The organism is Yersinia alsatica (genome assembly GCF_025133195.1).
Lineage (GTDB): Bacteria > Pseudomonadota > Gammaproteobacteria > Enterobacterales > Enterobacteriaceae > Yersinia > Yersinia alsatica.
Genome location: NZ_CP104006.1, coordinates 2,433,296 through 2,460,109, shown reverse-complemented (window position 1 = coordinate 2,460,109; position 26,814 = coordinate 2,433,296). Strand labels below are relative to the sequence as shown.

The following is a 26,814-nucleotide window of genomic DNA, read 5'->3' as shown; positions in this document are numbered from 1 at the left end:
AAAGAGGATTTGATATGCTGACGGTCTGGGGTCGAAATAACTCGACCAATGTCAAAAAAGTGCTGTGGTGTCTGGAAGAGTTGAGTCTCCGCTATGAGCGAATTGATGTCGGTGGTCAGTATGGCAAGCTTAATGAGCCGCTTTATCGCACATTGAATCCAAATGGCCTGATCCCTTGCCTACAAGATGACGATTTTATTTTGTGGGAATCGAACACTATTGTGCGCTATTTGGCGGCGCAATATGGCGAAGAGACTCTTTATCTACCTGATGCGCGGCAACGAGCAAGTGCTGAAAAATGGATGGATTGGGCTTCGTCCAGTGTCGTGGAGCCCTTTAAAGCGGTATTTATTGGGCTCGTGCGCACCGCGCCAGAACAGCAAGACAAAGTGAAGATCGCTCAAGGTATTGAGCAACTGAATAAATTGATGACAATTGCGGATACGGCCCTCGACAAGCAAGCCTATCTTTCTGGTGATCAATTCGGTATCGGTGATATTCCCTTAGGCTGTCTGGCTTACGCCTGGTTTAACCTGCAGATTGAGCGCCCGGAATTACCGCACTTACAGCGTTGGTATCAACAGCTGGCGCAGAGACCGGCATTCCAGAAAGTGATAGATATTGGCCTGAGCTGATGAAGCCACAGGGGTCAGCAAATATCGCTAACCCCTGCGACAGCAAATCGCCGCAAATTGGCAGTCAGTGACTCGGGTGAGTGAGTGCCGCTAACACCCCTGCGACGCCAAGGACAAAGGGGAATTAGAAATCGTAGCTCGCCCCAACCATATAACGACGCCCATCCAGAACCTTATCGTTAACTTCAATATCCACACGTTTATCCAGCACGTTGTAGACGCCGCCCATGAGACGGAACTCTTTTGTCAGTTGGTAGTTGGCCCCGACATCAACAAACGTATAAGACGGGGTTTGAGTGCCCATGCTGGTACGGTCAAGATATTCCGAGGTTTTACCACGGTAGTTAGCCCGAATCCAGGTGGCTAATTCTTCACTCGCTTGCCAGTTCAGTGTGCCGTTCAGCATATGTTTTGGCATCTGATTCAGTGGCTGGCCAGAGAACTGCCCGCTCTTCTGCTCAGATTGAGTAAAGGTATAGTTGGACGTCAGTGACCACTCTTTATTGATATCCCAGCCGAAAGTAGCTTCCACACCGCGCGTCATGGCTTTATCCACGTTGGTACGGTCACTAATAAATTTATAGCTGGTGCCATTGATCATGCACTGACCGGACGCATTGCCTGAGGGCTTGCCGCTTGCATCAACGTCAGTACAGCGGCGCACCTCGGTAATTTTATCTTTAAAATCAGTATTAAACAGCGTGACTCCGGCATTCATACCTTCCTGATCATCCCAGAGAATACCAATTTCCTGGCTAAGGCTTCTTTCAGGTTTCAGGTTAGCATTACCAATAATGATCGCCGGATCACCACGGCCACCACCGGTGAGTTGCCCCCAGTTTTCGGTAGCCTGACGCAAATCAGGTGAACGATAACCGCCGGATACCCCGCCCTTTAATGTCCATTGTTCTGCCAGATGCCAGACCCCATATAAACGTGGTGTCCAGTGAGTACCATAGTTTTCATCCTGATCCATGCGGATACCGCCGGTCAGTGCGAAATCATTGGTCATCTGCCATTCATCTTCAGCAAACAGTGCCCAACTCCAGCGCGTCAATTTAGTCAAATCACTGGCTGACACTAATTGGTTGCCTTCATCATATAATTCTTCGTAGCGATATTGGCCGCCAAGAATTAATGTGTGGCTATCGAACAGGAATGAAGTTTGGCTATTAAAGATATTATCGACACTTTTCATTTCCCGCGATGGGTTGCGGGTTTCATCACGCTGAACATAGCTGGTTGAATTACCAAAATCATAATAACCGTGATGGGTAACCGCGTAATTATTGCGGTCATATTGTACATCGCTGCTTTTGCCATTTAATGCCACTGAACGCCCAGCGGTTGAATTTCTGTCTTGCACATAATGGCCAATATCAAAATCAAATTCGTTCTTGTCATCCGGGGTCAGAGTAAATGTCGCTGCACCATTTCTTAGGCGCTGCTCATTATAGCCATCGACAATTTTATCTTCACTACGATGAGAAAGCAGACCGCTGACTTTTAATCCCAGTAAACCGTCAATTAATGGGCCAGAAGCATAAGCGTTGGTTTGATAAATATCGCCAGATTTGGCATCTTCTTGCAAAGTCGCATCAGCACGCACGGTGCCGTGCCACTCTTTGCCCACTTTACGGGTAATGACGTTAATCACCCCGCCCATGGCGTCGGAGCCATAAAGTGAGGACATCGGGCCGCGAACTACTTCAATGCGCTCAATGGCGGCCAGTGGCGGCAGCCAGCCCTGCTCAATACCCGAGCCATCGCTGTTTGGCCGCGTGCCACGGGTATCCACTCGTTTGCCATCGACCAGAATCAGCGTGTATTTCGCGGCCATACCACGAATACTGATATCACTGTGGCTACCGCCGCCAGTCACCACCACGCCCGGGACATCTCTTAGCGCATCGGTAATATCACGATAAGCTTTATTTTCAATTTGCTCGCGGGTAACAACAGAAATAGACGCCGCTGAGTCTTGAATACGTTGTTGGAAGCCTGTTGCCGTTACCACCATAGTATCTGTTGTGGTGGTATTGGTTTCAGCGGCATACGCCTGAGATGAGATAATTGTCGCTATTACCAATGCCGCAGCATTAGATTTCCTAAAACTCTTATTGGCCTTCGCCATTATACGTTCTCCATGAGATATAAATTTACTCAGAGCCTTTCCATCAGGTTCTTTTTGCCTGTAGCGATACCGCCTGACGGGCAGGTGATAAATATTATTTTTATAAACATCGGCAATAGCTCACCAAAGCAGAAATAGCGCTTCCAACGACTCCTGCTTAATAGATAATTTTTATTTTATAAAATCGGTTACTTCTCAAATATATGCCTTACATCACAGTGCTGGTGCACCGCGTGAAATAAGGCATAAAAAAATGACTTATTTATATTGTGGGCTCTGTGACCAACCCATCAATTAATACTTGTGGTGTTCCTTGTGAACAGCGCTCAATACGCCCTTTCACACCATATACTCTGGCCAGACTTTGCGGCGTAATCACATCCTCGGGTAAACCATCAGCAATCAAGGTGCCGTTTTGCAGCATCAGCACATGGTCGCCATGACGTAAGGCAATATTGATGTCATGAACCACAACCACAGTAATAATATTGCGTTTACGGGTTTCTTTACCTACCAGATCCATCACATGGAACTGATAATTAAGATCCAGCGCGCTGAGTGGCTCATCAAGTAATAACAGTGACGGCTGGCGAATAAGAGATTGCGCCAACCCCACCAATTGCTTCTGACCGCCAGAAAGTTGATCCAGATAACTGAGTGCCAGGTGAGCAATACCTAGCTGTTCCAGTAAGGCCATCACTTCTGCTTCACTGCTGGCATTACTGCGCCCGCCAGAGGCACGTTGGGCCACGATAATCGACTCCAACACATGCAGATGCACACCTGCGGGCAGTGATTGCGGCAAATACACCACTTTTTCGGCCCGCTGGGCAAACGGCATCTGCATCAGGTCACTGCCATCCAGCCACAACTGACCTTGGGCGCGGTTTAACCCCGCCAAGGAGCGCAGTAAGGTTGACTTACCGCTGCCATTCGGCCCAAGCAATACAGTAATTTTGCCGCGTGGCAGCAAGGGTACCGTCAGGTCTTGAATCACCGGGCGTTTCGGGTAGCCCGCATTAAAACTCTCAATACGTAAGCCTGAAGTCATACATTCCCCCTATGGCGTAAAATAATGCTGAGGAAGAATGGTACGCCCACCAACGAGGTCACGATGCCAACCGGAATAATGACGCCAGGAATCAGGTTTTTCGAGGCAATGGACGCCATCGACAGGACCAGCGCGCCAATCAGGGCACTGGCGGGCAGATAGAAACGGTGGTCTTCACCAAAAATCATGCGCGCAATATGCGGCGCTACCAGACCGATGAAACCAATCGGGCCGACGAATGCCACTGCCAACGCCGATAATATGCTGATACGCAGCAATGTTCCCAAGCGTAAGCGGCGAACATCAATACCAAAACTGATGGCGCGGTCTTCGCCTAAGCGCAATGCGGTCAGTTTCCATGAACTCATCATCGACAATGGCAGCATCAGGGCAAACACCGCCAGCATGATGCCAAGTTTGCTCCATGAAGCACGCGCCAGACTGCCCATGGTCCAGAAGACTAAGCCTTGCAGGGTGTCTTCACTGGCAATGAACTGCATCATTGAAACCAGCGCATTGAAGGTAAAGACCAAGGCAATACCGAACAACACCACGCCGGAAGTCGCCACCCGCGTCCAGCGTGTAATTCCGTCGAGCATCAAGGCGGCGAACAGAGCAAAAATAAAGGCATTAACTGAGATAAACCACTGGTCAGGCACCCCAGGAATACCAATCCCCGAGACAATCGCCAACGCCGCACCAAATGCCGCCGCTGAGGAAACCCCCAAGGTAAAGGGGCTAGCCAGTGGGTTATTCAGGATGGTTTGCATTTCAGCCCCGGCCAGCCCGAGCGATAAACCAATCACCACCGCCATCAAGGCATAGGGTAAACGAATATCCCAAACAATAACCCGGGTACCCGCATTCGCGCTGGCCGGATCAATGAATGTCTGCCACAGCGACGACAATGTTAGGCCCGATGGCCCCATCGTGAAATCCAACAACAAGCAGCCGACAATCGCCAACACCAAAATACCCATAATTAACAGGCGGTGACGTACAATATTCTTATAACGCCCCATGACGCTGACATCAGTTTGCTGCTGCGTGTTGGTCATGGGTTCTGTAGATACACTCATTTATGTCTGTTACCTGCCACGGGCCATTATTGGTTTTAGGGGATGTCGCCAGAACGGTCTTCAGGCTCACCAACCCCAATGCCCTTTACACTTCCTTATCAGATGGTGCTAACAATAAAACAAACGATAATACTTATCAATAAGATTGCTATAACTGATTTAATCTAATTGTTTGTAAATGCTTATTTTATAATATTATTTAATCAATAGGGTTAATTTTACCCACGTTCTGATAGGGGGAATGAGGTGAAGTTAGCGAAAATATTTGCGGAAGATGGGGCAGATAACCTTCAAATTATGGATGTAAAAAAGGGCGATAATGTTATCGCCCTTCTCTTATTGCATCCTGAGGTTAGTCAGAGATCAGCACCGGTTTTTTCGGTTCCTGCTCATCATGACTATCATCGCGCCATTTAGGGAATTCCATATCTTTGTATTTGATTACCCGAGTACCACGGGTCAGCTTATAGCCAAACCAAATGATCAGGAACAATGGAATACCGATATAGGTGGCGGTGACGCCATACCAATCAATGCGATCTTGCAGGAATGCCTGATAGTTCTGACCCAAAGTAATGGTCAAACACAGCACAAAGGCAAAAATCGGCCCTAATGGGAAGAAGCCTGATTGATAAGGTAAGTCATTCAAATCACGGCCCTGCATCATATAACCGCGACGGAAACGGTAATGACTGATGGCAATCCCCAACCAGGCAATAAAGCCCGTCATCCCTGAGGTATTAAGCAACCACAGATAGACCGTTTGATTACCAAACATCGAGCTCAAGAAGCACAAACCAGCCACTACCGTCGTGGCATAGAGCGCATTACGCGGTACACCGCCGCTAGAAAGCTTGGCGAAAATACGTGGTGCTTTACCTTCTGAAGCCAGCGTAAACAGCATGCGGGTTGAAGCATACATGCCTGAATTACCGGCGGATAATACTGCCGTCAGGATAACTGCATTCATCACCGCAGCTGCCGACAGCAGACCCGCATTCTGGAACACCAAGGTGAACGGGCTGACACTGATATCTTTAACATCATTACGTAACAAACTTGGGTCAGTGTACGGAATGATCAAACTGATAATAAGGATCGCGAAGATATAGAACAGCAAAATACGCCAGAACACCTTGCGCACCGCGCGTGGAATGTTCTTGCCCGGATCTTTTGATTCGCCCGCAGCAATACCGATAAGCTCAGTCCCCTGGAAAGAGAAACCGACAATCATTGCCACACCAATCATCGCGGAGAAACCACCCGCAAAAGGTGCATCACCAATAGTCCAGTTGTGCCAGCCGGCACTTTCGCCGCCCTTCATGATGCCGCTGATCATCATTACGCCCACAATGATGAAGATAATCACTGTGGTCACTTTAATCAGTGAGAACCAGTATTCCGCTTCACCAAAGCCTTTTACTGATATCCAATTCAGTAAAAACATCAAGCCGAGGAACAGCGCACTCCAGATCCAGCCTGGGGTGTCCGGGAACCAGTAATTCATCACTAACTGTGCAGCAACCAAGTCAACGGCGATAGTGACCGCCCAGTTGTACCAGTAGTTCCAGCCGAGGGCGAAGCCGAAGCCTTCCTCAACATATTTTGAGCCGTAAGTCGAGAATGAACCGGATACCGGCATGAATGCCGCCAGTTCACCGAGGCTGGTCATCAAGAAATAAACCATCAGGCCAATCAATGCATAGGAGAGCAATGCTCCACCTGGGCCTGCCTGTGATACCGTCGCCCCTGAGGCCACAAATAGACCGGTACCAATTGAACCACCGATAGCGATCATGGCTAGATGCCGTGATTTAAGCTCTCGGCGTAAGCGCTGTGCACCCTGCTGCGCTGGGATTTTAGTATGTTGCTGAGTCATTCTTACCCTAATCCGCCCTTAAAAATGAGGCGGGATTGTAACAAATCCCACCGGCTCTGTTAGTAACAATGCGCTGATATAAGATACCTTCATGATCCCAGCCCAATTATTAGCAAAAGCTTAATTGTCAGAAGAAGCTCATGCCAACAGGGTATTCAAGCCAAAATCGCCCTTTTAGCTGGTGTAAAACACTTAAAACCCGCCGCACCATGCTGCTAATACACTGACATGAAAACCACCGCGTTCAAGTCTCTTCCTGACAGTAACTAAGAAAACGTTGTAAAGCATTGGAGATGTGTTTTTGCCGATGATGAATCAGGTATAGCGTGCGGAAAAGTGGCGGCAAAGGGATATTAAGCACGATCAATTCACCACTGGCGAGTTGATCGGCAATAACCTGACGCGATAAGCAACTGATTCCCATGCCGTAACGCACTGCCCGCTTAATGGCCTCTGAGTTGCCCAGTTCCATAACTAACTTAAAATGGGGCAATTTTGCCAACAATAAATGGTCGAGCACTTCGCGGGTACCTGAACCTCGCTCTCTGAGGATCCAAGCGGCGTCAGCTAGCTCATCCAGAGTCAGCATTTTATGACATAGTGGATTATCAGGGGCCGCAAACACCACCAGCTCATCGCGTTGCCAGGCCTGAGTCATTAGCTCCGGCATATGGCATGGCCCTTCAATCAACCCCAGGTCTCCGCGAAAATCAGCTACCGCCTCAATGACATCCTGGGTATTACCAATATTCAGTTCCAGCGGCGTGCCAGGAAAATCACGCCGATACTTGGCAATCATGCCCGGCAACATATAGTTGCCAATAGTGCTACTGGCCGCGATGCGTAATGCACCTAAATCCTGTAAGAAAAGTTGTTCTATTTCAATCGACTGATCGAGTAGCGCACGCGCTTTGGGGTAAAGCAGACGCCCATGCTCATTGGTCACTAAACGCTTACCGACCCTATCAAAAAGTTGCACCCCTAATTGCCCTTCCAAATCCGCCAAGGCAGCACTGACTGCCGATTGTGAAAGCGCCAGCACAACCGATGCCTGGGTGGTGGAGCCGCTCTTTAGCACCTCAGTAAAGACTTCAAGTTGACGTAAGGTTATGTGCATAACGGTCTCTGTAGTAAAAAATGGAGGACGCTATCATCACTCTGTTCGTCAGTTGCCAGATGAGAGGAGCTAATGTCTACCCAAAGTAATTGCTGACGAAAGGATTATATAGCCTCAATTACCGTATAAGACTAACACCTTTGAGTAAAATCGGGAGGTTATCAGGGATCAAATTAAGCAGCGAAAATACTATTTATTATCCTCTGGACGAAAGAATAACCGATAAACTATTGCCACAATAGTGCTGACAACTACGTTTAAAATCAACCACATAATCAGCAGATAGCTAAAAGTATGTGATAATGGGATGCCGCGCTCGGTCTTAAATGGATTAAAATGCGGCAGCGACGCTATATGGAAAGGATTCAAGTTATATAATTTGAAAAAATAAGCGACTAAATAAGGTGGAATCAATAAATAAATAAGTGGTGCAATCACCAATATCGCCCAAAGCGACTTTTCTGGTTTTATCTTCTTCATATTAAAACCTTATATCGCTGATTAAATATTGCAACTGTAACGTCGTTGCTTGCTCTCCCCACTACACCCGCCAGTCATCTGCAGGTTGTTCCGATGCTTTAGTCCTATTAATACGAGTATTAGTTCATTGAACTGCTCGCACTATCAGCATATTGTTTTCGTGGTGTGGTAACTCATTGTATATATTCAGTATAAATATTATTTATTAGCTTGGAAATTAGAATATCGTCAATGACCCCTCACATATTAAATAGATGGATTCATTTAACTTATTGAGGCGTACTTATGAATAATCCTATTAAATATCTACTGCTTTCCTTAACTATTTCAGCTATTTCTTGGTCGGCGAATGCTTGCTTACTTGCTGGATTAAGTGAAGACGAATGCATAACGGCCTGTCTGCAACCAGAAATAGAGGACTATAACGCTTGTATGCTAGGAACACCTAATCCACATGATCAGTCCTCCCCTACTGCCACAGGGCAAACTGACCAACCCACTTCGCCATAAATAAATTATCAGGCATGCTCTCCTGTGTATGCCTGCATTATCAATAACTGAAACCACTCATTTTGTGATGCCTCCAAGCACCTTTACCACTTATATCGATTGATTATAAATATATAATGAATTTATCTATTATGCTAAAAATCAGTAAACTGTGCGCAATCTTTACAGGACACAGGAGATAACATGGCGACTTCTCATACTAAAGGACTCTCCCAACCACAGCAGTTTACTCTGACCCGCTATATCCCGGGTTTAGTATTAACCGGTGTGCTTACTGGGGTAGCACTTAAAGTGGGTGATATGCCGTGGTTTATCGATATGGGGCTAGGGGCTCTGACTCTGGCTATTCTATTCGGCATTGTGGTGGGCAATACCTTGTACCCATGGGTGCAGCCAGTCTGTGCTGACGGGGTGGTGCTTGCTAAGCAACATTTGTTGCGATTAGGGATTATTTTATATGGTTTCCGGCTGACTTTTCAGCAAGTGGCTGATGTCGGGGCCACCGGGATGATTATCGACCTGTTAACCTTAAGTTCGACCTTCATACTGGCGTGCTGGCTGGGTAAACGGGTATTTGGTCTGGACCAGCAAACCGTGATGCTGATTGGTGCCGGTAGCAGTATTTGTGGCGCTGCGGCAATCATGGCGACAGAGCCGGTGCTGAAAGCCGATGCCAGCAAAGTTGCGGTAGCGGTGGCAACCGTGGTGATTTTTGGGACGTTAGCCATTTTTGTTTATCCATGGCTGTACCAGTTGAATCTGCATTATCAATGGCTGCCATTTAGTCAGGAAACCTTTGGTATTTTTGCCGGTTCAACCATTCATGAAGTGGCGCAGGTCGTGGCGGCGGGCCATGCGATGGGGCCTGATGCTGAAAATGCAGCGGTTATCACCAAAATGATCCGCGTCATGATGCTAGCCCCGTTCTTGCTGTTACTTTCCGCTTATTTGGGCCGTAGCAGCATGAAGACCCATGGGGAAAAACGTGAGAAAAGTGCCATCACCATTCCGTGGTTTGCGGTGATATTTATTCTGATGGCCGGTTTCAACTCACTCAACCTGCTGCCCGCAGCTTGGGTTAACCATCTGATTGTATTGGATACTATTTTACTAGCGATGGCGATGGCAGCTCTGGGGTTAACTACCCACGTTGGCTCTATTCGCCAGGCGGGGATAAAACCGCTGTTACTGGCTTTAATGCTGTTTGCCTGGTTGCTGATCGGGGGGACCGGCATCAACTTACTGGTTCAGCATATTGCCGCGTAAATCGATATAGGAAGAATTTATTCGCTATTTAATTAGTGCAGAAGAAGGGGCATATCAGCTGTCTCTTGAGCAGTTCTCAGTTCAAGAGACAGCATCAGCATGACCCCTAATGGCATCCACAAATTTGGAGCGGATCATAACCAAGGGGCTTAGGTATAAGAAACCGCAATACCAACCCTGAAAATAACCGAAAAGTATGCTTTCAGTTGAATTCTGTGGCTATATCAATAAATCAGAATCTATAGCCAACACCCAACATCCATGTGCCAACTTTAATATCACTCAATTTGGTATGTTCATATGAGGCATCAATGGCAATATTTGGGAGCGGATTGAATTGTACCCCAACGCCATAGGCCATAGCGGTCTTACTCTCGCTGACAGATTCATCAAATACAGATAGGCTGACCTTACCTCGCGCGGCCCCTATTAATCCATATGTACTAACATATTCATTAAAACGATAAGATGGGCCCGCAGTGAATGAGTAATAATCAAAATCACCAGAGCCAACATCGCCATAGCCATCAGATAAATTATATCCTTGATGGGTATGAGTAAATGAACCTATTAGCCCGAGAGCATTATTAATTTCATAACGATATTTAAAGTTAAAACCTTTAGGATCTTTATTTAAGCTATTACCCGCTGCACTTATATTATTTTGAGCATAACCAATAGAAACGGTATTTTCATTAGCAGCATATACATTGACTGACATGATTGATAAACAAGCTATCAAAGACGTAGCTAATAAAGTCTTTTTCATAAAAATCGTCCAATCCGTTATAACAAAAAAAGAATGATAAAAACCAATCATTTATCATGGTCATAAATATTATATCAAAAGCTTTTCCCTCAGAGAAAGTGCAAAATATCTCTGGTAAACAATAGACACAAAAAGAATTACCCAAACGTGACCCGCATTTTATTTATGTTTTTCACCATTCAATCGATCCCCTATTAATGCCATAATGCAGAGGAAAATAAAGGAGAATGGAATGAAATTTGTCGGTGCACATGTTAGCGCAGCGGGTGGTGTCGATCAGGCGGTGATTCGGGCGCACCAACTTGAGGCCACGGCCTTTGCCCTGTTTACCAAAAATCAACGTCAATGGCGCGCCGCGCCACTGGCAGAAGATGTTATTGAGAAATTTAAACAGGCTTGCGAGCAGTATGGCTACACTTCTGCTCAAATCCTGCCTCACGACAGCTATCTGATTAATCTCGGCCATCCAGTCACCGAGGCGCTGGAAAAATCCCGTGAAGCTTTTATCGATGAGATGGTTCGTTGCCAGCAACTGGGGCTGTCGTTACTGAATTTCCATCCCGGCAGTCATTTATTGCAAATCGATGAAGACCAATGTCTGGCCCGCATCGCCGAATCCATCAATATTGCACTGAATGCCACTGAAGGGGTAACCGCAGTCATTGAAAATACCGCCGGTCAGGGCAGTAATCTCGGCTTTAAGTTTGAACATCTGGCCGCCATTATTGACGGCGTAGAAGATAAAAGTCGCGTGGGTGTTTGTATTGATACCTGCCATGCCTTTGCTGCCGGTTATGATTTACGTACCGAGGAGGATTGTCAGCGTACTTTCGCCGCACTGGGTGATATCGTGGGCTTCCAATATCTGCGCGGTATGCATCTTAATGATGCCAAAAGTGAATTTAACAGCCGTGTTGACCGCCACCACAGCTTGGGTGAGGGGAATATCGGCAAAACGGTGTTTAGCTATATTATGCGCGATCCGCGCTTTGATAATATTCCGCTGATTCTGGAAACAGTGAACCCGGATATCTGGGCCGAAGAGATAGCTTGGTTGAAATCACAGGCGGAAATTTAAGCAAAAAAAAATGCCCGCAAGCTAACCTGACGGGCATTTTGCTATGGTTTATCCCTCTTAATGACACACTCCACTGAGCATATACAGCCCGACGTCGCCTTTTTTCGCGTTCGCAAGCTGGTAATCCACCTTGCACTGTTGGCTGGCATCCTTGCCCCACTGCACCAACAACTGCCCAGTTTCCGGCAAGCCAGCCAGATAGGCTTTCCCGCCTTCGTCGACAATCGCCGCATTGGCCGGTTGATTGACCAAACTGGCCATCGCACCAAACGGAATAATCTCGCCATTAGCCCGTTTGATGGTCATCAGCGCCCGCGCCCCGATTTGTGGGCTAAAGCTGGCGCGAACAATCGCCCCTTCGGTCGGCAGCACCTTGGCATCGGTTTTTGTCACCTCCGCGTCCGGCGGTAAATCGGTAGTTTCCAGCAAAATATCATGCTCTTCATAAGGGAAAATACCCGACACAATGCTGTAACCGCGAAAATCCGTTTTCAGCCGGTGATCTTCACTGGTGGACACTCCGCTCACCCCCGGCACTTCAACCAGTGCGGCGGTGCCATTGATTTGCGGCCCCAATGTCAGCCCGTGCCGATGGAGAATCGCCCCACCAGACACATTGGCACTGATCTGGCGCATCGTCGGGGTATAGTAATAATCCCCGCCAATATCGCCGTAGTTACCCTGCCAATCCAGGCCCAATGAACCGCTGTTTCCACCGGAGTGAAATTGAGCATAACGTTCTGTTTGGCGTACGTTCCAGCTCAGCCGATTATCAAAAGCACGACCATACAGACTCAATTCATGGTCTTTACTCTCACCAGATGACGTCATGCGGTAAGCCGCATAAGTGTCGCGCGCGCGCCCCAGCGGCATACTGACCGACAAACTCAACAGGCGCTCCTGATTACCGCGATACTGATTTTGCGTCCAATCCAGTGAGCAATATAAATTGCCGATATTGAAGCTGTACTGAACGCCCCACGAACTGCTCACCGGAGCATCACGGTAATTCTGTCGTGACCAATTGAGGTTCAGATAACCAAACTGACCTAAGGGTTGCCCAACCACCACACTAGTTTGGTTGCGCAGCGGGTTTGAGTGCGACCCGCTATCACCATGGCGCCGATAACTCTGCAACACATCAGATAAGCTATGGAAATCTGCGGTGCTGTATTGGCTATTGACCAATGAAAATGAAGTACCCGATGCTTGCAACGTCTTGTTATAGCGCACTTCCCATGCTTGCCCTTTCACCGGCTGCTGTTGACGATATTCACTGCAGGCTTGGGTAATACTGGATGACAACGCACCATAATCCCCCAGCATCACCCCCATCCCAGCCGTGGTGGCCTGATAGTGCGGCGACCATTGCCCACCAACAAAGGCGGTCAGATTCCACGGCAAACCATAGGCCAGGGTGGCCTGCGCAATGGGCGTGGTTTCCACATCCACATTAGCGGGGCGATAGCGCCCTGCCATCAGGTTGTAGCGCAAACGCCCCTTGCGCAGCGCGATAGCCGGTACAGTATAAGGCACGGTAAACTGCTGCGTTGCGCCGTTACTTTCCAACACCGTCACATGCAAATCACCATCTGAGTGATTTGGTAGCATGTCAGTTAACTCAAATGGCCCCGGTGACACCACGGTGCTGTAAATCAGATAGCCATTTTGCCGCACTTCCACTCGTGCCTGAGAGCGAGCAATGCCGCGCACTACGGGCATAAAATCGCGCTGGCTACTTGGTAACATATTGGCGTCATCACCCAGCATCACTCCACTGAATGGTACACTGCCAAAAAAATCACCGGGGGTATAACTTTCCCCCAAAGTGATCCGGCTTTTTAAGCGGTATAACCCGCGTGTGGCATAGATATAGCTGCTTTGCCACTTGCCGCCAGTATCACCGGATTGGCTCCAACTGGTGGCATTACGAATACGCCATGCCCCAATATTCAAACCGGGATACAGCTGAATATAGTGTGAGCGCTGCTGCTGGCCATGTTGGCGATAAGTTGTTTCACTGCTATTGGCCATATAATTGAGCAGAAAAGCCGTAATACCGTCATCCCAGCGCTCGATTGGGATTTCATCCTTGGGCCGCAATGCTACCTGCGGAATATTCAGCACCAGTTGCATATGATAAAATTCAAACTCTTCACTGGCCTGTGGAATAGCCGCCAAATTAACACACTGGCCAGCTTGTTCACCCTGCTGGGTATTTTTTGCTGGCGGCAATAATTCCGGGTAATTATCCACATCCACACCATAGCGGGATAATTGCTCTTTAGTTAAACAAGATTGTAGTGCATATTCTCCGCTGGATAGCTTTACTGAATGGAACGCCACCTCGGTGGAATCCACCTTTTCGCCGCCCAGGATAATATCCACCAGATAAGTACCCGGTAACTGCCCACCTTGTTCAAATAAAGAAAGCTCCGTTTTATCTTTAGCATTATTATCAGCCAATAATGTCGGGTCAAAAGTATAATGGTTGGCCCAAGCTGGGGACACCAAACCTATTGCCAGCAAAACGATAAGTTTAATCACCAAATTATTTAAAGAACAAAACATCGCCATACCCCATAAATAAGCAGGGGAAATATCAGGAAGCAGCCATCAACCTAATACCCTGGCTTTAAATATCTTACTCACTCCCCCCAAGTCATCAATGATCTGCCAATTAACTTCAGATGGCGTCCCTGCCATGTCAACCGGCAGTGCATAACTTCTTTCGCCAAAGGGAGCAACATAGATATTTTCGCCAGCAGAAGATAAATTGATATTTTTGTCACCCAAATGAATAAATTCGAAACTAATATAAAAAGGTGTCGGGTTATTAACCTGCAATTGTTTTCCTTTACGATGCCATATTAATTCTCCGGCAACTTCCTCCGGTTTTTGTTTGAGTTGGTCGGGTCTAACCAATAATTTCATACAGGTACTGACAGACAATCGAATATCCAGATTAACATCTTGGGCCGTTTTATTTTTGTCGTGTTGACGATTATCCCACACATCCCCTTCTTTCGGTGGTACCCCGGTCAGACATAACCATTGTAAGCTCTCGCGATCCTGCGGGAAGTTACCACCGGTACGAATAACGCGTACCCTGCCCTGCATCCCACTATCAAGACGGAATAGCGGTGGCGTCACCACAAACGGGGCTGGCGAGTGTTTATCTTCGCCCTTAACCTGTGTTTGCACCAATATAGGATAATCTTGTGGATTCATCACCGACAATGAAATCCCTTTAACCGAAGATAACGGGTAGATAGTTCGTGTTTGCCCCACTTTTACTGAAAATTTATGTTGAATGGTATTAAAATTAGTCTCCTTAGCATAAACACAAGGCAGATATATTAATGATGAAAGCATTATAAAAATAACTTTTTTAATATTTATTTTCATTTATTTCCTCATTGAAAATACCCCCCCCAAGGAGGGAGTTTAAAGCTGAAAACAACATAGAGAATATGACGATAATAAACCGCCATATTCTCTGCTTAATTAATAGCTAATTACAGATATTCTTCAACTCGACCTGTAAAATGATATACTCCTGCTTTAAGCACTTGGCCTTGCTTTAAGTAAAGGTAATCCTCTACTTCTTCGCTACTACTGTTATCGATATGCCAGCCGTTTTGGTATGCTTCCCAATCCCAATCACTACTATGTAGTCCGACCTTATCACCACTGTCGTTATACATATAACCGCCTGCTGAGTCGCCAGTTGTTACTAGACTCCAACCGGAATGTTCTGCTGAATCTGATACTTTTAACACAAATGCATTTACGTCTTGTAGCTGTTTGCCTGCGACTATTGTATCCTCAGAGGCCACAAATTCAACTTTTGCTGATCCGCCTTGTTTTACCTCCTTGTCAGCTGACACGTCTTTGGCGTAGATCAGATTTGCATGTGCCATATTCGCCATGCCCCCCAAAGCCATCATGAATGCAGCAATTGCTAAATGTTTTTTCGCGAATTTTTTCATTTCTTTCCTAGATCTCCAATGTGGTGTTTAATATGAAGAAGATAAATATCTACGACAAAGATAAATATCTACAACAATGTTTACAGTAATGATTTTAAAAACGAAGCTATTCAGCGCGTCAGCGCGTTCCGTTTTCGTTCCGTCAGTTAAGTTAATAAGTTAACACCCGTTCTTTGCAAGCGTCGCCATCACTGACGGGGCATATACTGGCAAAGTTTTTTTGATGATTTAAATTATTAATGGTTTATTAATGATTAATAAAAACTGACCAATAAAAAAAGCAGGCTATCGTATTGAGATAGCCTGCTTTTTTACTTTATGAGCCATAGTTAATTAAACGAATATTTTCATTGTAACGTTATTATTCACTCACACTGAGATAAGAAGCATGGGTATGTTTACCTTGTAAACCCAATAATAGCGAGGACAGATGAATAGTTTCACCGTTTATTTCAATAAACCCACGATCGCCATTAAAGAAACTGACAATATTCTTTTTCTGATTATCAACTTCATAAATACAAACCGATAACACTGAACCTAATGACTTGAGTGATCCTTTGGGCTGACCATTAGCTGCTGATTGATATGAGTGCAGCGGGAAGAAAATATATCCCCCACCCGGTTTCCGTAGGCTAATACCGGACATCTCTTCTGACAGGATTAAATGCGAATCCTTATCAGTGATATAGTGCAAAATGTCAAATTTTAGTCCGCTCACCTTAATATCAATATGCTCGGTATTGCTGCCATACTTCATTTCGGAGTAATAACATAAGTGTTTGTAACTATAGATTAATAATAAAGTAATAATGGAGAAAATAGATATGATAGCCACAGATTTGATTTTCATTGCCACTGACACTCCACTTGGTCGCAAACGATAACTGAACCAAAGTTATCTTTAAATATCACCCCATTCTTGACCTTGGGTAATGCTGCAGCGCTATTATCCAGCGCCGGTGGCACATTGGTGATAATAGTGCTGTGAGTATCGCTATCAGTAAAAGAGATAACATCCTCTTCACCGCTGATAAAAAGCACCATAACCACAATAATGGCAATAGCCATAAAATAGTAAGTGTAGTTATGGGAGAATCTTTGCCCGCCATGCACTTTAGTCGATTGCAAGGGTTGTTCCTGCTCTGCACTATTCTCTACTGGGGTCTCTTGACGTATTTCTGCTGTATTGATTTGTTGCTCATACACCGCACTGTTAATTGCCAATTCAAGACTATCTTGCTGGAAACTGTAACCCACACTTTTATGGGTTTTAATCACCTCGTTTTGGGTGGCCTTGCGTAATACATCGCGAATATGCTTTATCGCCACCGGTAATGAAACTGGGGATACCACCCGATCAGGCCAGCAGGTACTGAGCAAATCATCGCGGGGAATCACTTCACCACCATGTAAATAGAGATGTTCCAACAGCAGCACTTCATTTTTTGATAAAGCATGTGTTTCATTATTAATGACAAGCACATTTTTTAATTTATCTAAAATAATAGGGCTACTCACCCTTGCCTCCTTTTAATTTAAAAGTCGTTGAGTGATTAAAGACATAAGGGAAAATAGTAACGGACCGGTATTTTATAGAGGCAACTTAACCCTGGCAAGCACAAATTTAACTACATTATTATCCGTTAATAATGGCATTAGGTATGTATAACAATATGATTTACCAATAAAAATGCCAGTCAGTTAATTCTGACTGGCATTACTCAATAATAGTTATCTTAATCGTATTTAATAATATTTATGCAACTTTCGCGACCACTGCATCTGGGCGTTTTAGCATTGCGTACAGGCCACCGGCCAAAACAGTACCGGCAATGATAGCCACCAGATACAGCAGTACCGGATGAATTGCGCCCGGGATCAGCAGCACGAACAGACCACCGTGTGGAGCCATCAGTTGCGCGCCGAAGGCCATAGACAGAGCACCCGTTAATGCGCCACCCGCGATACAGCACGGTAAAACACGCATTGGATCTCGCGCGGCAAAGGGAATCGCCCCTTCAGAGATAAAGCACAGCCCCAGTACCAGCGCCGCTTTGCCCCCTTCTTGCTCGCCTTTGTCAAACTTATGACGTGCCAGCAGAGTTGCCAGACCCATTGCCAGCGGAGGCACCATCCCCGCCGCCATGATAGCTGCCATCGGGGCATAGACTGACGAACTCAGCAGCGCCACACCAAAGGCATAAGCCGCTTTGTTCACCGGCCCGCCCATATCGGTACACATCATCGCACCGAGGATAGCGCCCAGCAGCACCGCATTGGCGGTACCCATGGATTGCAGCCAGTCAGTCAGGCCAGTCATGATTTTTGCCACCGGCGTACCGACCACATAAATCATCACCAAACCGACAATCAAGCTGGCTACTAGCGGAATAATCAGTATCGGCTTCAGCGCTTCCATACTTTGTGGCAAACGCAGCTTGGTACTGATGGCTTTTGCTACATAACCGGCCAGGAAACCGGCAATAATACCCCCCAGGAAGCCAGCACCAGTGCTGACGGCTAACATACCGCCAATCAAACCCGGAGTCAGACCCGGACGGTCAGCAATGGAGAAGGCGATGAAACCAGCTAACACCGGCACCATCAAGGCGAAGGCAGAACCGCCACCGATTTGCATCAAGGCCGCGGCTAAAGTGCCTTTGACTTCAAATGCTTTAATACCAAACACGAAGGAGAGTGCAATACACAAGCCACCGGCAACTACCATTGGCAACATGTAAGAGACACCGGTCAGCAGATGGCGATAAGGGCCGCCAGTTTCTGCTTTTTTCACCCCAGTGCTGCTGCCGGTTTTTGGCTGATAAACTTCAGCTTCAACCAAGGCTTTATCCAGCTCCTGCACGGTTTTCTTCAGGGCCAGACCGGTGGTGGTGCGGTACATCGGTTTACCGGCAAACTTATCCAGATCCACTTCGATGTCGGCCGCCACAATCACTAAATCGGCGGCTGCGACTTCTTCTGGTGTAATCGCGTTACCAGCACCAACGGAGCCACGGGTTTCAACTTTTACCCACCAGCCACGTTTTTTCGCTTCACTTTCAATGGCTTCAGCGGCCATAAAGGTGTGAGCCACACCGGTCGGGCAAGCAGTGATTGCCACAATGCGCTTAGGCGCAGTTGCTGACGATGTTGCTGGAGTAGCAGTCACTGCGGCTTGATAAGGTTTAGCCTGCGCAATAGCCTGGGCCAAAAAACCTTCCGGGTCGCGTACCGCTTTTTCTACATCACCGAGATAGACTTTTTTGCCGTTCAGCGCAGCATCAGCCGGGATGGATTGCCCTGCGACAATCACCAACTCAGCATCTGCGGCCTTATCAACCCAGCTCAGTCCTGCTTTTGCCGCCGCAGCACCCAACATCAGTGTCGCAAGGTGGCCTCTGGCCTGCCCGAGCGAACTGTCTATTATTAGTAGCGTTTTCATTTCGCCTCCGGAGATCAATTAAAGGGTTTCAGGTCAACTTTCGCCATCATGGCTGCCAACTGCGGGCGATCCGTAATACCCACATTGCTCTGACTGACGGCCAAAGCAGCAACAGCTGTTGCCAAGCGCAGCGTGTGTTCGCTGGATTCGCGCATCAGCAGCCCATAGATCAAGCCTCCGACCATGGAGTCGCCAGCACCCACGGTGCTAACCACTTCACAGGCCGGCGGTTTTGCCAACCAAGCACCAGAGGCATTAACCCACAGCGCCCCTTCTGCCCCGAGCGAGATAACCACATGGGCAATCCCCTGATCACGCAGGGCGTGTGCGGCTTCGACCACATCACCCAGCTCAGGTAATGGGCGACCGGCCCAGATTTCCAGTTCGCGGCGGTTGGGTTTGACCAACCATGGCGAGGCTTTCAGACCTGCCACCAGTGCTTCACGGCTGCTGTCGAAAATGATGCACGGGCATTGGCTGCGCAGGCGCTTCATCCAGTCGGTAAAGTCATCAGGATTAACACCGGCGGGCAGACTGCCGCTGACGGCAACCATGTCGAATTGCCCCAACCAGCTCAATGAGTCGGTCACGAAGCGATCCCAATCCGGTTTAGTGACTTCAAAGCCGGAGAAGTTAAAGTCGGTGACTTCGCCATCTTTTTCGGTCAGTTTGACGTTAATGCGGGTACGGCCCGGCACCACCTGAAAACGGTTAGCGATGCCCAGCTCGCTGAATAGCAGTTGGAAGCCGTCTTGGTTATCTTTACCCAAGAAACCACCGACCGTGACATCAATACCCAAGTCTTTCAGTACCTTGGCAACATTGATGCCTTTACCAGCAGCATGCAGACCGGCGGTTTTTACCAAGTTAACTTCGCCACGTTCAATTTCCGGGCAAAAACCGACCAGATCGTAAGCTGGATTCAGTGTGATAGTTGCAACTCTTCTGCTCATGCTGCCCCCTCGCCCAAACCGGCGGAGATAGCTTCACCAATGGCATCCAGTGCTGCTTGTGCATCTTCACCGCTGGCGGTAAAGCGCAGGCGATTCCCTTTCTTAACCCCTAAAGCCACAACTTTCATCAGACTACGTCCATTAGCGGGTTTACCGGTGCCGTCCAAATTGGTCACGGTGATTTCACTGGTAAACTGTTTGATTGTATTGACTAAAATCGTCCCTGGGCGCGCATGTAACCCATGTTCATTACGGATAACAAACTCAGCGCTTAATACTGCGTTCTGCTCGACATACTCGCTGGTCAGCAGCGCCAGCAATGCCGCCGCATCCGCGTTCAGCAACGCGTCAGCTTTTTTCGCCAATAACAGGTCGCTTAAATAGTTCAGCACCGAGAGCGGCTGGTCATCAGCAACCGACAGTGTCAGCAGCAGGGCCACTTTCTCTCCGTTATGCTCAAATGCAGTTGCCGGGCGGCTTACCGTAGCGGCGCTGACCAAATTGCCTTCAGTGCTATCACTCAGCCAAATGCCCTGCCCCAGATTCAGTGGCTCACGGGTGATCACATCACTGACAAAACGAGCATCAACCGCGCCGATTTGCTGTAGGCGGCCCGCATTCAGCGCTTGCAGCGTGATCAAATTATCAGCCGCAACATCGAGTGCTATCAGTGAGGTGTCAAAGTGGAATTCAGCGGTTTTTTGCTCACCCATCAGCAAACTGCGTAGCTCTTCAGCTGACGTGGTTTTGGCCAACTTTGCCGCAACCGCATCATCACTTAATACGTGGGTTAGCTGACGCAGTAAGGCCAGATGTTCGTCAGAGCGTGCGGCAATCCCGATAACGATATAGGCGGTTTGATCTTCGCCCCACGCGATACCCTGCGGGAATTGGAAAACCTGTACGCCAGTGTTCAGCACCAGGTCACGGGTATCAGTGGTACCATGGGGGATAGCGATGCCATTGCCCAAGTAAGTCGAGGTTTGTTGCTCACGGGCTAACATGCCATCGACATAGGCGGCGGCTACACAGCCAGCCTGAGTCAACGCGGCGGCTACCTGGGTGATAGCCTCGTTTTTACTGCCTGCTTGTGCAGCCAGATGGATATCTTTGGTTGATAACTGGAACATTATGTCTCCTCTCTACTGAAATTGAATCGTTTCAGCTTTGGTGAGAAAAAGGAGCGTTACCCTTTATCATCTGGTGACGAGATAACGCTGAAACGTTTCAAGGAGTGTGTTTCCGACTCAGAATATATGCAAGTTTTCTGCTTTTATTCTTGATGAATTTTTGACACTCCGCACATTTTCATGGTGAATAGGCCGGTGTCGGCAGCAAAATAGCATGAATAGCTGATGCTTGCTGACACGCATTGCAAAGGAGTCAATACGATGTCTGTCGTGGTAGGTGTTGGCGTCATTATCGTCAATCAACAAGGTGAAGTGTTACTGGGCAAACGCTGTAGTCAGCACGCGCCTTACTGGTCAATTCCCGGCGGTCACATGGAGGCTGGCGAGTCATTTGAACAAGCCGCTCAGCGGGAGATGCTGGAAGAAACTGGTTTAAATATCAATGAGATGAAAGTTATCGCATTGTGCAATAATCTGGCGACCTGGCGGGCAGAAGCTAAACACACCGTTTCAGTTTGTTTGCTGGCATCACACCCCGGTGGGCAGCCAGAGCTGAAAGAGCCAGATAAGTGTCAGCAATGGATATGGTGCAACCCGCGAGAATTGCCCGAGCCACATTTTGAAGCCAGCCGCCATGCTATCGATTTATGGCTAAATCAGCGGTTTTACGCCACCTTCGACTAAAAAATATCGCTATATAAAATATTATATAACCAGCAAATTCAGCTGGTTATTTGCGCTATCACGCAAAAATTTATCCATTCATCACATTTTTATTCAGCAAATCTGAACTATTATTGCTAAATACCTCCATTGAGTTAGTCATCAGCAAAAAATCCCCCTACAATACTCGTACTTATTTTGTGGGAAATATTTATCACTAACTGATAAGAATCTATTGGCAGATTATCTGGCATTTTATCCTTTCGTGCATTTGATCCGTCCGTTTTACCAATAATCATTAGAGATACCCAAAAGTTTCGAGTTACAGCAACGGCATGACTCTGCGGCAGCTTAGTTCAGCTAACTGACTGAGATGAATTGCTGCGGCTTGAAATATCACGGGTAGATAACAGTGGGTGCAATTATGAGCAATAAACAGACTGGCTTCGTCAAGCGACGCCGGTGGGGATGGTTATGGATCTTGCTGATCGGCATCATTATTGGTGCGGCGCTATTGGCAGGGACAGCAACCGTCTTCCATAAAACCAGCGATACTGCGTTCTGCGTTTCCTGCCACACCATGCAACAACCACTGGCTGAATACCAAGGTAGCGTCCATTTCCAAAATACTAAAGGTATCCGCGCTGAATGTGCTGACTGCCATGTGCCTCATGAACCACTGGACTATCTCTGGACCAAAATCCGGGCCGTGAAAGATATCTACGGTGAAATGGCTGGCACAATCAATACGCCAGAGAAATACGAAGCCCACAAACTCGCGATGGCTCAGTCAGTATGGAAAACACTGAAAGAGAATGACTCCGCGACCTGCCGTTCATGTCATAGCTTTGATGCCATGGACATCACCGGGCAAAGTGCTGAAGCTCGCATTCAGCATCCGGTTGCCATTAAGAATGGCGAAACCTGCATTGATTGCCATAAAGGTGTCGCCCATATCCTGCCAGACATGAGTGAAGTGACTCAAGCTGGCGCTGCTGAACTGGCCACTGCGGCGGCACAAACCCCGGCCTCGGCAACCAAACTCTATACCATCGCCACTGAGCCCTTCTTTATGAATGCCGGTGACAGCCATAACGCCGGTAATCTGATGCCATCGACCGAGGTCGACGTGGTGAAACAGCAAGGTGATCAGGTGCTGGTTGATGTTAAGGGCTGGCAACAAGATGGCGTCGCCGAGGTGTTCTATGCCGCACAAGGAAAACGCATTCTGAGTGTGCTACTGGGCGAAGATGCGCAAAAAGCGCTGAAAACACTGAATACCCAAACTGACCCGGAAACCAATTTGGTCTGGCATCAAGTGGCACTTCAGGTGTGGTTGCCGAAGAAACAACTGGTTGATGATCAACAGAAAATCTGGCGCTATGCCGCCGATATGATGTCCGCTAACTGTACCGGTTGCCACGGCTTAACGGCACTGGACCGCTTCAATGCGAACCAATGGATTGGGGTAATCAAAGGCATGGCACCACGCACCTCCCTGACTCAGGAGCAGTTACGCGTGATGACACAATATGTACAAAAACATGCCAGTGATATGCCGGCCAAGCTGTAAATAAGAGGCGAAAATGACTAAATACCAACAACAACCTTTAACTATGAGCCGCCGCCGCTTCTTACTGGGAACCAGTGCGCTGGCCGTCTTGCCGATGGTCGGTGGTCTGTGGCCCAAATCAGCATTAGCAGAAGCCATCAGTCAGGCATTACCTCAATTTCTGGCACTGCGTCAGGCACAAAAAGGCATTCTGACTGGCGCCCACTGGGGTGCATTTGAAGCTATTGTCGAGAATGGACGCATGGTGGGTGTTCAGCCGGTCAAAGATGATCCGTGGCCCAATGACCTTATCACCATGGCCCCTTATCAGGTGCACGCCGATAACCGCATCAAATACCCAATGGTGCGGAAAAGCTGGCTGGAAGGCGGCCCCGGCAGCCATACCGAGTTGCGAGGCCGTGATGAGTGGGTGCGTGTCAGTTGGGATAAAGCCACCGAACTGGTGTGCAACGAAATCGTACGAGTGCAGAAAGATCATGGCCCGCAAGCACTGTATGCCGGTTCTTATGGTTGGAAAAGTGTCGGAATGCTACACAACAGCCGCACTTTACTGCAACGTTTGATGAACCTGAGTGGCGGCTTCCTCGGTTATGCCGGTGACTATTCAACCGGTGCCGCACAGGTCATTATGACCCACGTTATGGGGTCAATGGAGGTTTATGAGCAGCAAACCGCCTGGCCCAATGTGGTTGAAAACAGCGAGCTGGTGATTCTATGGGGTTGTAACCCGATGATCACCTTGAAAAATAGCTGGAATATTCCGGATCATGTTGGTCAAACCGGTTTTGAAGCCTTGAAGAAGAAAGGCACCAAAGTCATCAGTATTGACCCAGTACATAATGACAGCGCTAAATTCACTAATGCTCAATGGATTGCCCCGCGCCCATACACTGATAGCGCCATGCTTATCGGGATTGCCCACACCTTACTAACTGAAAAGCTTCACAATCCAGACTTTATCAAGACCTATACCATCGGTTTTGATAAGTTCCAGGCTTATCTATTAGGGGAAACTGACGGCCAGCCGAAGAGTGCTGAATGGGCGGCTGATATCAGTGGCGTGGATGCTGAGGTACTGCGCCAACTGGCGCGGGATATGGCAAAACAGCGCACGATGATCATGGGTGGTTGGGGAATTCAACGCCAGCACCACGGTGAGCAACAACACTGGTTGCTGGTAACTGTGGCTGCAATGCTCGGTCAAATTGGCTTACCGGGGGGCGGTTTTGGTTTCAGCTATCACTACTCTTCGGGTGGCAGCCCGACAGCTAAAGGCGGTATTTTACCGGGAATTTCTGCCGGTAATGCGCCGAAGAACTCGCCAACGCCAATTCCGGTGGCGCGTATTGCCGAGTGTCTGGCTAATCCGGGGAAAACCATTGATTTCAATGGCACCAAAGTGACCTATCCCGATGTCAAAATGGTCTATGTTGCTGGCGGCAATACCTTCCACCAGCATCAGGATACCAATAATCTGGTCAAGGCCTGGCAGCACCCAGAAACTATCGTGGTGAATGAACCTTACTGGACTGCCACCGCCAAGCATGCCGATATCGTATTGCCCGCAACCACCAGCTATGAACGCAACGATTTGGAAATGGGCGGCGACTATTCGCAGCTGTATGTTTTCCCAATGCATCAGTGTGTTCCGCCACAGCATGAATCACGCAATGATTTTGATATCTTCGCCGCGATGGCCACTCGGCTGGGTGTCATTGATGCCTTTACCGAGGGCAAAGATGAAACACAGTGGCTGAAATCAATGTATGACGATATGAAATCACAGGCGCGTACTGCCCGTGTTGCCCTGCCCCCTTTCGATATGTTTTGGGCCTCGAATAACTATATTCGCTTCCCGATTCCTGAAGCGAACAAGCAGTGGGTGCGTTTTGCTGATTATCGTGAGAATCCGCTGCTCAATCCTCTCGGCACGCCATCCGGTAAGATTGAAATCTACTCTGATACTATCGCCAAAATGGAATATGCCGATTGTCAGGGGATCCCAACCTGGATGCCGCCTTATGAATGGTATCGTGGCGTGGAGGCCAAGAAGTATCCGCTGTCACTGAATACCGCGCACCCTATCAATCGCCTGCATTCGCAATTGGATAACACCCCGCTACGTGAAAAGTATGCCGTTGCCGACCGCGAAGCGATCCTCATCAGCCCGCAAGATGCCAGCGCGCGGGAAATTGTCAACGGGGATTTGGTACGCGCGTTTAATGATCGCGGGCAGATCTTAGTGGGTGCCGTGGTATCGGACGATGTTCGCCCGGGAGTGGTGCGGATCAGTGAAGGTGCCTGGTTTGACCCAGCGGACCCATCAGTACCGGGTTCTCTGTGCAAAAACGGCAATATCAACTGCCTGACTTTCGATATTGGCTCATCCAGTCTGGCACAGGGAAACTGTGGACAGATGGCGCAGCTTGAAATTGAAAAGTATCGCGGGCCAATACTGAAAAATACCGCCCACGCGGTTCCTGCCGGAGCTTAATAGCACTAAGTCATCAGCGAAGGGCGGTAATCAGAGCGCCCTTCGCGACTATTAAGGCGCAGTATCCGCTTCCAGCTTAATCAAATACACCAGCGCCTGTTCGCGGGTATCAAAACACATCTCACGCAATGCTTGTAGGCTGGCACAGACCGCCGGGCGGAATGGCGAGTGGAAAATACCACAGCGCATATTGTCATCCAAATGCAGACAACGGGTATTGGCAGGCTTGCCCAAAGGCATGCCGGGGATCGGGCTGGAAATCGAAGGAGCAATACAGCAGGCACCGCAATCTGAGCGACAGTCCATCAGCAGGCTCCTGTAGGCTGGTGGCATAACTGCGGACAATAGCAACCGCCCTCATGAACTGCCAGCATTATCCTTGATCAATAGCTTCGTCACCGACTCATCCCACAGGCTTCAGCCGTTAGATTCGCATTTTCAGTTTGTTTTTTAACCTGAATCATCCCTTTTGGTGCAATATTCGCTCAGTATTTAATCTAGGCAACCAGACTAATCACTGACCAAATGATCCACGCAAGCATATTCATCTGTTTACAGCTTCATCG

The 26,814-nt window shown here is 48.0% G+C and carries 23 protein-coding genes; 7 read left to right on the top strand and 16 right to left on the bottom strand.

Translation table 11 applies throughout. From position 1 onward, the window contains the following. The first annotated feature begins 14 nt into the window (after positions 1-14). Positions 15-635 carry a glutathione S-transferase gene (locus N0H69_RS10875; RefSeq protein ID WP_050151043.1) on the top strand — a complete coding sequence of 207 codons (621 nt, stop codon included), beginning with the start codon at positions 15-17 and terminating at the stop codon, positions 633-635. Positions 636-759: 124 nt separating this feature from the next. Here N0H69_RS10875 and N0H69_RS10870 read toward each other — a convergent pair whose 3' ends face one another. The 6 genes from N0H69_RS10870 to N0H69_RS10845 all read right to left on the bottom strand — a co-directional run bounded on the left by N0H69_RS10870 (position 760) and on the right by N0H69_RS10845 (position 8,375). Beyond that, positions 760-2,769 carry a ligand-gated channel protein gene (locus N0H69_RS10870; protein WP_050151042.1) on the bottom strand — a complete coding sequence of 670 codons (2,010 nt, stop codon included), beginning with the start codon at positions 2,767-2,769 and terminating at the stop codon, positions 760-762. A gap of 262 nt (positions 2,770-3,031) precedes the next feature. Beyond that, positions 3,032-3,820, bottom strand: coding sequence for an ABC transporter ATP-binding protein (locus N0H69_RS10865; RefSeq protein ID WP_050120910.1), 789 nt, complete (start codon positions 3,818-3,820; stop codon positions 3,032-3,034). Next, positions 3,817-4,899 (bottom strand): FecCD family ABC transporter permease, encoded by a 1,083-nt coding sequence (locus tag N0H69_RS10860; RefSeq protein WP_050106227.1) that lies wholly within the window; start codon positions 4,897-4,899, stop codon positions 3,817-3,819. Before N0H69_RS10860 ends, N0H69_RS10865 begins: the two co-directional genes overlap by 4 nt. A 352-nt stretch (positions 4,900-5,251) precedes the next feature. Further along, positions 5,252-6,778: an amino acid permease gene (locus N0H69_RS10855; protein WP_050106226.1), complete on the bottom strand. Its 1,527-nt coding sequence runs from the start codon at positions 6,776-6,778 to the stop codon at positions 5,252-5,254. A 244-nt stretch (positions 6,779-7,022) separates the two neighbouring features. Beyond that, positions 7,023-7,895, bottom strand: coding sequence for a DNA-binding transcriptional regulator YeiE (yieE, locus tag N0H69_RS10850; protein WP_050151041.1), 873 nt, complete (start codon positions 7,893-7,895; stop codon positions 7,023-7,025). 189 nt (positions 7,896-8,084) lie between these two features. Then, entirely contained in the window at positions 8,085-8,375 is a 291-nt protein-coding gene (locus N0H69_RS10845; protein ID WP_050106222.1) for a hypothetical protein, read from the bottom strand. Positions 8,376-8,660: 285 nt separating this feature from the next. Here N0H69_RS10845 and N0H69_RS10840 point away from each other — a divergent pair, with 285 nt between their 5' ends. Both N0H69_RS10840 and N0H69_RS10835 read left to right on the top strand, forming a co-directional pair. Continuing rightward, positions 8,661-8,885 (top strand): hypothetical protein, encoded by a 225-nt coding sequence (locus tag N0H69_RS10840; protein ID WP_145533219.1) that lies wholly within the window; start codon positions 8,661-8,663, stop codon positions 8,883-8,885. Positions 8,886-9,068: 183 nt separating this feature from the next. Continuing rightward, on the top strand, positions 9,069-10,151 hold the full coding sequence (locus tag N0H69_RS10835; RefSeq protein WP_050120908.1) for a YeiH family protein: 1,083 nt from the start codon (positions 9,069-9,071) through the stop codon (positions 10,149-10,151). Between the two features lie 232 nt (positions 10,152-10,383). Here N0H69_RS10835 and N0H69_RS10830 read toward each other — a convergent pair whose 3' ends face one another. Continuing rightward, positions 10,384-10,920 carry an Ail/Lom family outer membrane beta-barrel protein gene (locus N0H69_RS10830; protein ID WP_050151098.1) on the bottom strand — a complete coding sequence of 179 codons (537 nt, stop codon included), beginning with the start codon at positions 10,918-10,920 and terminating at the stop codon, positions 10,384-10,386. A 232-nt stretch (positions 10,921-11,152) separates the two neighbouring features. Here N0H69_RS10830 and nfo point away from each other — a divergent pair, with 232 nt between their 5' ends. Next, positions 11,153-11,998, top strand: a complete 846-nt coding sequence (gene nfo, locus N0H69_RS10825) for a deoxyribonuclease IV (protein ID WP_050151040.1) — start codon at positions 11,153-11,155, stop codon at positions 11,996-11,998. A 57-nt stretch (positions 11,999-12,055) separates the two neighbouring features. Here nfo and myfC read toward each other — a convergent pair whose 3' ends face one another. From myfC to fruB, 8 genes are all read right to left on the bottom strand, one after another. Beyond that, the gene (myfC, locus tag N0H69_RS10820; RefSeq protein ID WP_050151039.1) at positions 12,056-14,569 is read right to left on the bottom strand and encodes a fimbrial polyadhesin usher MyfC; all 2,514 of its coding nucleotides are present in this window, start codon (positions 14,567-14,569) and stop codon (positions 12,056-12,058) included. Positions 14,570-14,614: 45 nt separating this feature from the next. Further along, a complete protein-coding gene (locus N0H69_RS10815) occupies positions 14,615-15,406 on the bottom strand; it encodes a fimbria/pilus periplasmic chaperone (RefSeq protein WP_050151038.1) in 792 nt (263 codons plus the stop codon). 110 nt (positions 15,407-15,516) lie between these two features. Next, positions 15,517-15,990, bottom strand: a complete 474-nt coding sequence (locus N0H69_RS10810; RefSeq protein ID WP_050151037.1) for a MyfA/PsaA family fimbrial adhesin — start codon at positions 15,988-15,990, stop codon at positions 15,517-15,519. Between the two features lie 361 nt (positions 15,991-16,351). Further along, positions 16,352-16,843, bottom strand: a complete 492-nt coding sequence (myfF, locus tag N0H69_RS10805) for a fimbrial polyadhesin regulatory protein MyfF (protein WP_050151036.1) — start codon at positions 16,841-16,843, stop codon at positions 16,352-16,354. Next, positions 16,840-17,511: a winged helix-turn-helix domain-containing protein gene (locus N0H69_RS10800; protein WP_050151035.1), complete on the bottom strand. Its 672-nt coding sequence runs from the start codon at positions 17,509-17,511 to the stop codon at positions 16,840-16,842. Before N0H69_RS10800 ends, myfF begins: the two co-directional genes overlap by 4 nt. A gap of 238 nt (positions 17,512-17,749) precedes the next feature. Then, entirely contained in the window at positions 17,750-19,435 is a 1,686-nt protein-coding gene (gene fruA, locus N0H69_RS10795; RefSeq protein WP_050120900.1) for a PTS fructose transporter subunit IIBC, read from the bottom strand. A gap of 14 nt (positions 19,436-19,449) precedes the next feature. After that, entirely contained in the window at positions 19,450-20,388 is a 939-nt protein-coding gene (gene fruK / locus N0H69_RS10790) for a 1-phosphofructokinase (RefSeq protein ID WP_005171387.1), read from the bottom strand. Continuing rightward, the gene (gene fruB, locus N0H69_RS10785) at positions 20,385-21,518 is read right to left on the bottom strand and encodes a fused PTS fructose transporter subunit IIA/HPr protein (protein WP_050145406.1); all 1,134 of its coding nucleotides are present in this window, start codon (positions 21,516-21,518) and stop codon (positions 20,385-20,387) included. The genes fruK and fruB overlap by 4 nt, the downstream gene beginning before the upstream one ends. A gap of 261 nt (positions 21,519-21,779) precedes the next feature. Between fruB and N0H69_RS10780 the strand changes: the two genes are divergently transcribed. The 3 genes from N0H69_RS10780 (at position 21,780) to torA (ending at position 26,248) form a co-directional block, all read left to right on the top strand. Continuing rightward, positions 21,780-22,202, top strand: coding sequence for a nucleotide triphosphate diphosphatase NUDT15 (locus N0H69_RS10780; RefSeq protein WP_050151034.1), 423 nt, complete (start codon positions 21,780-21,782; stop codon positions 22,200-22,202). Positions 22,203-22,605: 403 nt separating this feature from the next. Further along, a complete protein-coding gene (locus N0H69_RS10775; protein WP_050106204.1) occupies positions 22,606-23,754 on the top strand; it encodes a NapC/NirT family cytochrome c in 1,149 nt (382 codons plus the stop codon). Positions 23,755-23,767: 13 nt separating this feature from the next. Beyond that, positions 23,768-26,248 (top strand): trimethylamine-N-oxide reductase TorA, encoded by a 2,481-nt coding sequence (gene torA, locus N0H69_RS10770; RefSeq protein WP_050151033.1) that lies wholly within the window; start codon positions 23,768-23,770, stop codon positions 26,246-26,248. Between the two features lie 51 nt (positions 26,249-26,299). Here torA and N0H69_RS10765 read toward each other — a convergent pair whose 3' ends face one another. Next, entirely contained in the window at positions 26,300-26,554 is a 255-nt protein-coding gene (locus N0H69_RS10765; protein WP_050151032.1) for a YkgJ family cysteine cluster protein, read from the bottom strand. Between the last annotated feature and the right edge of the window lie 260 nt (positions 26,555-26,814).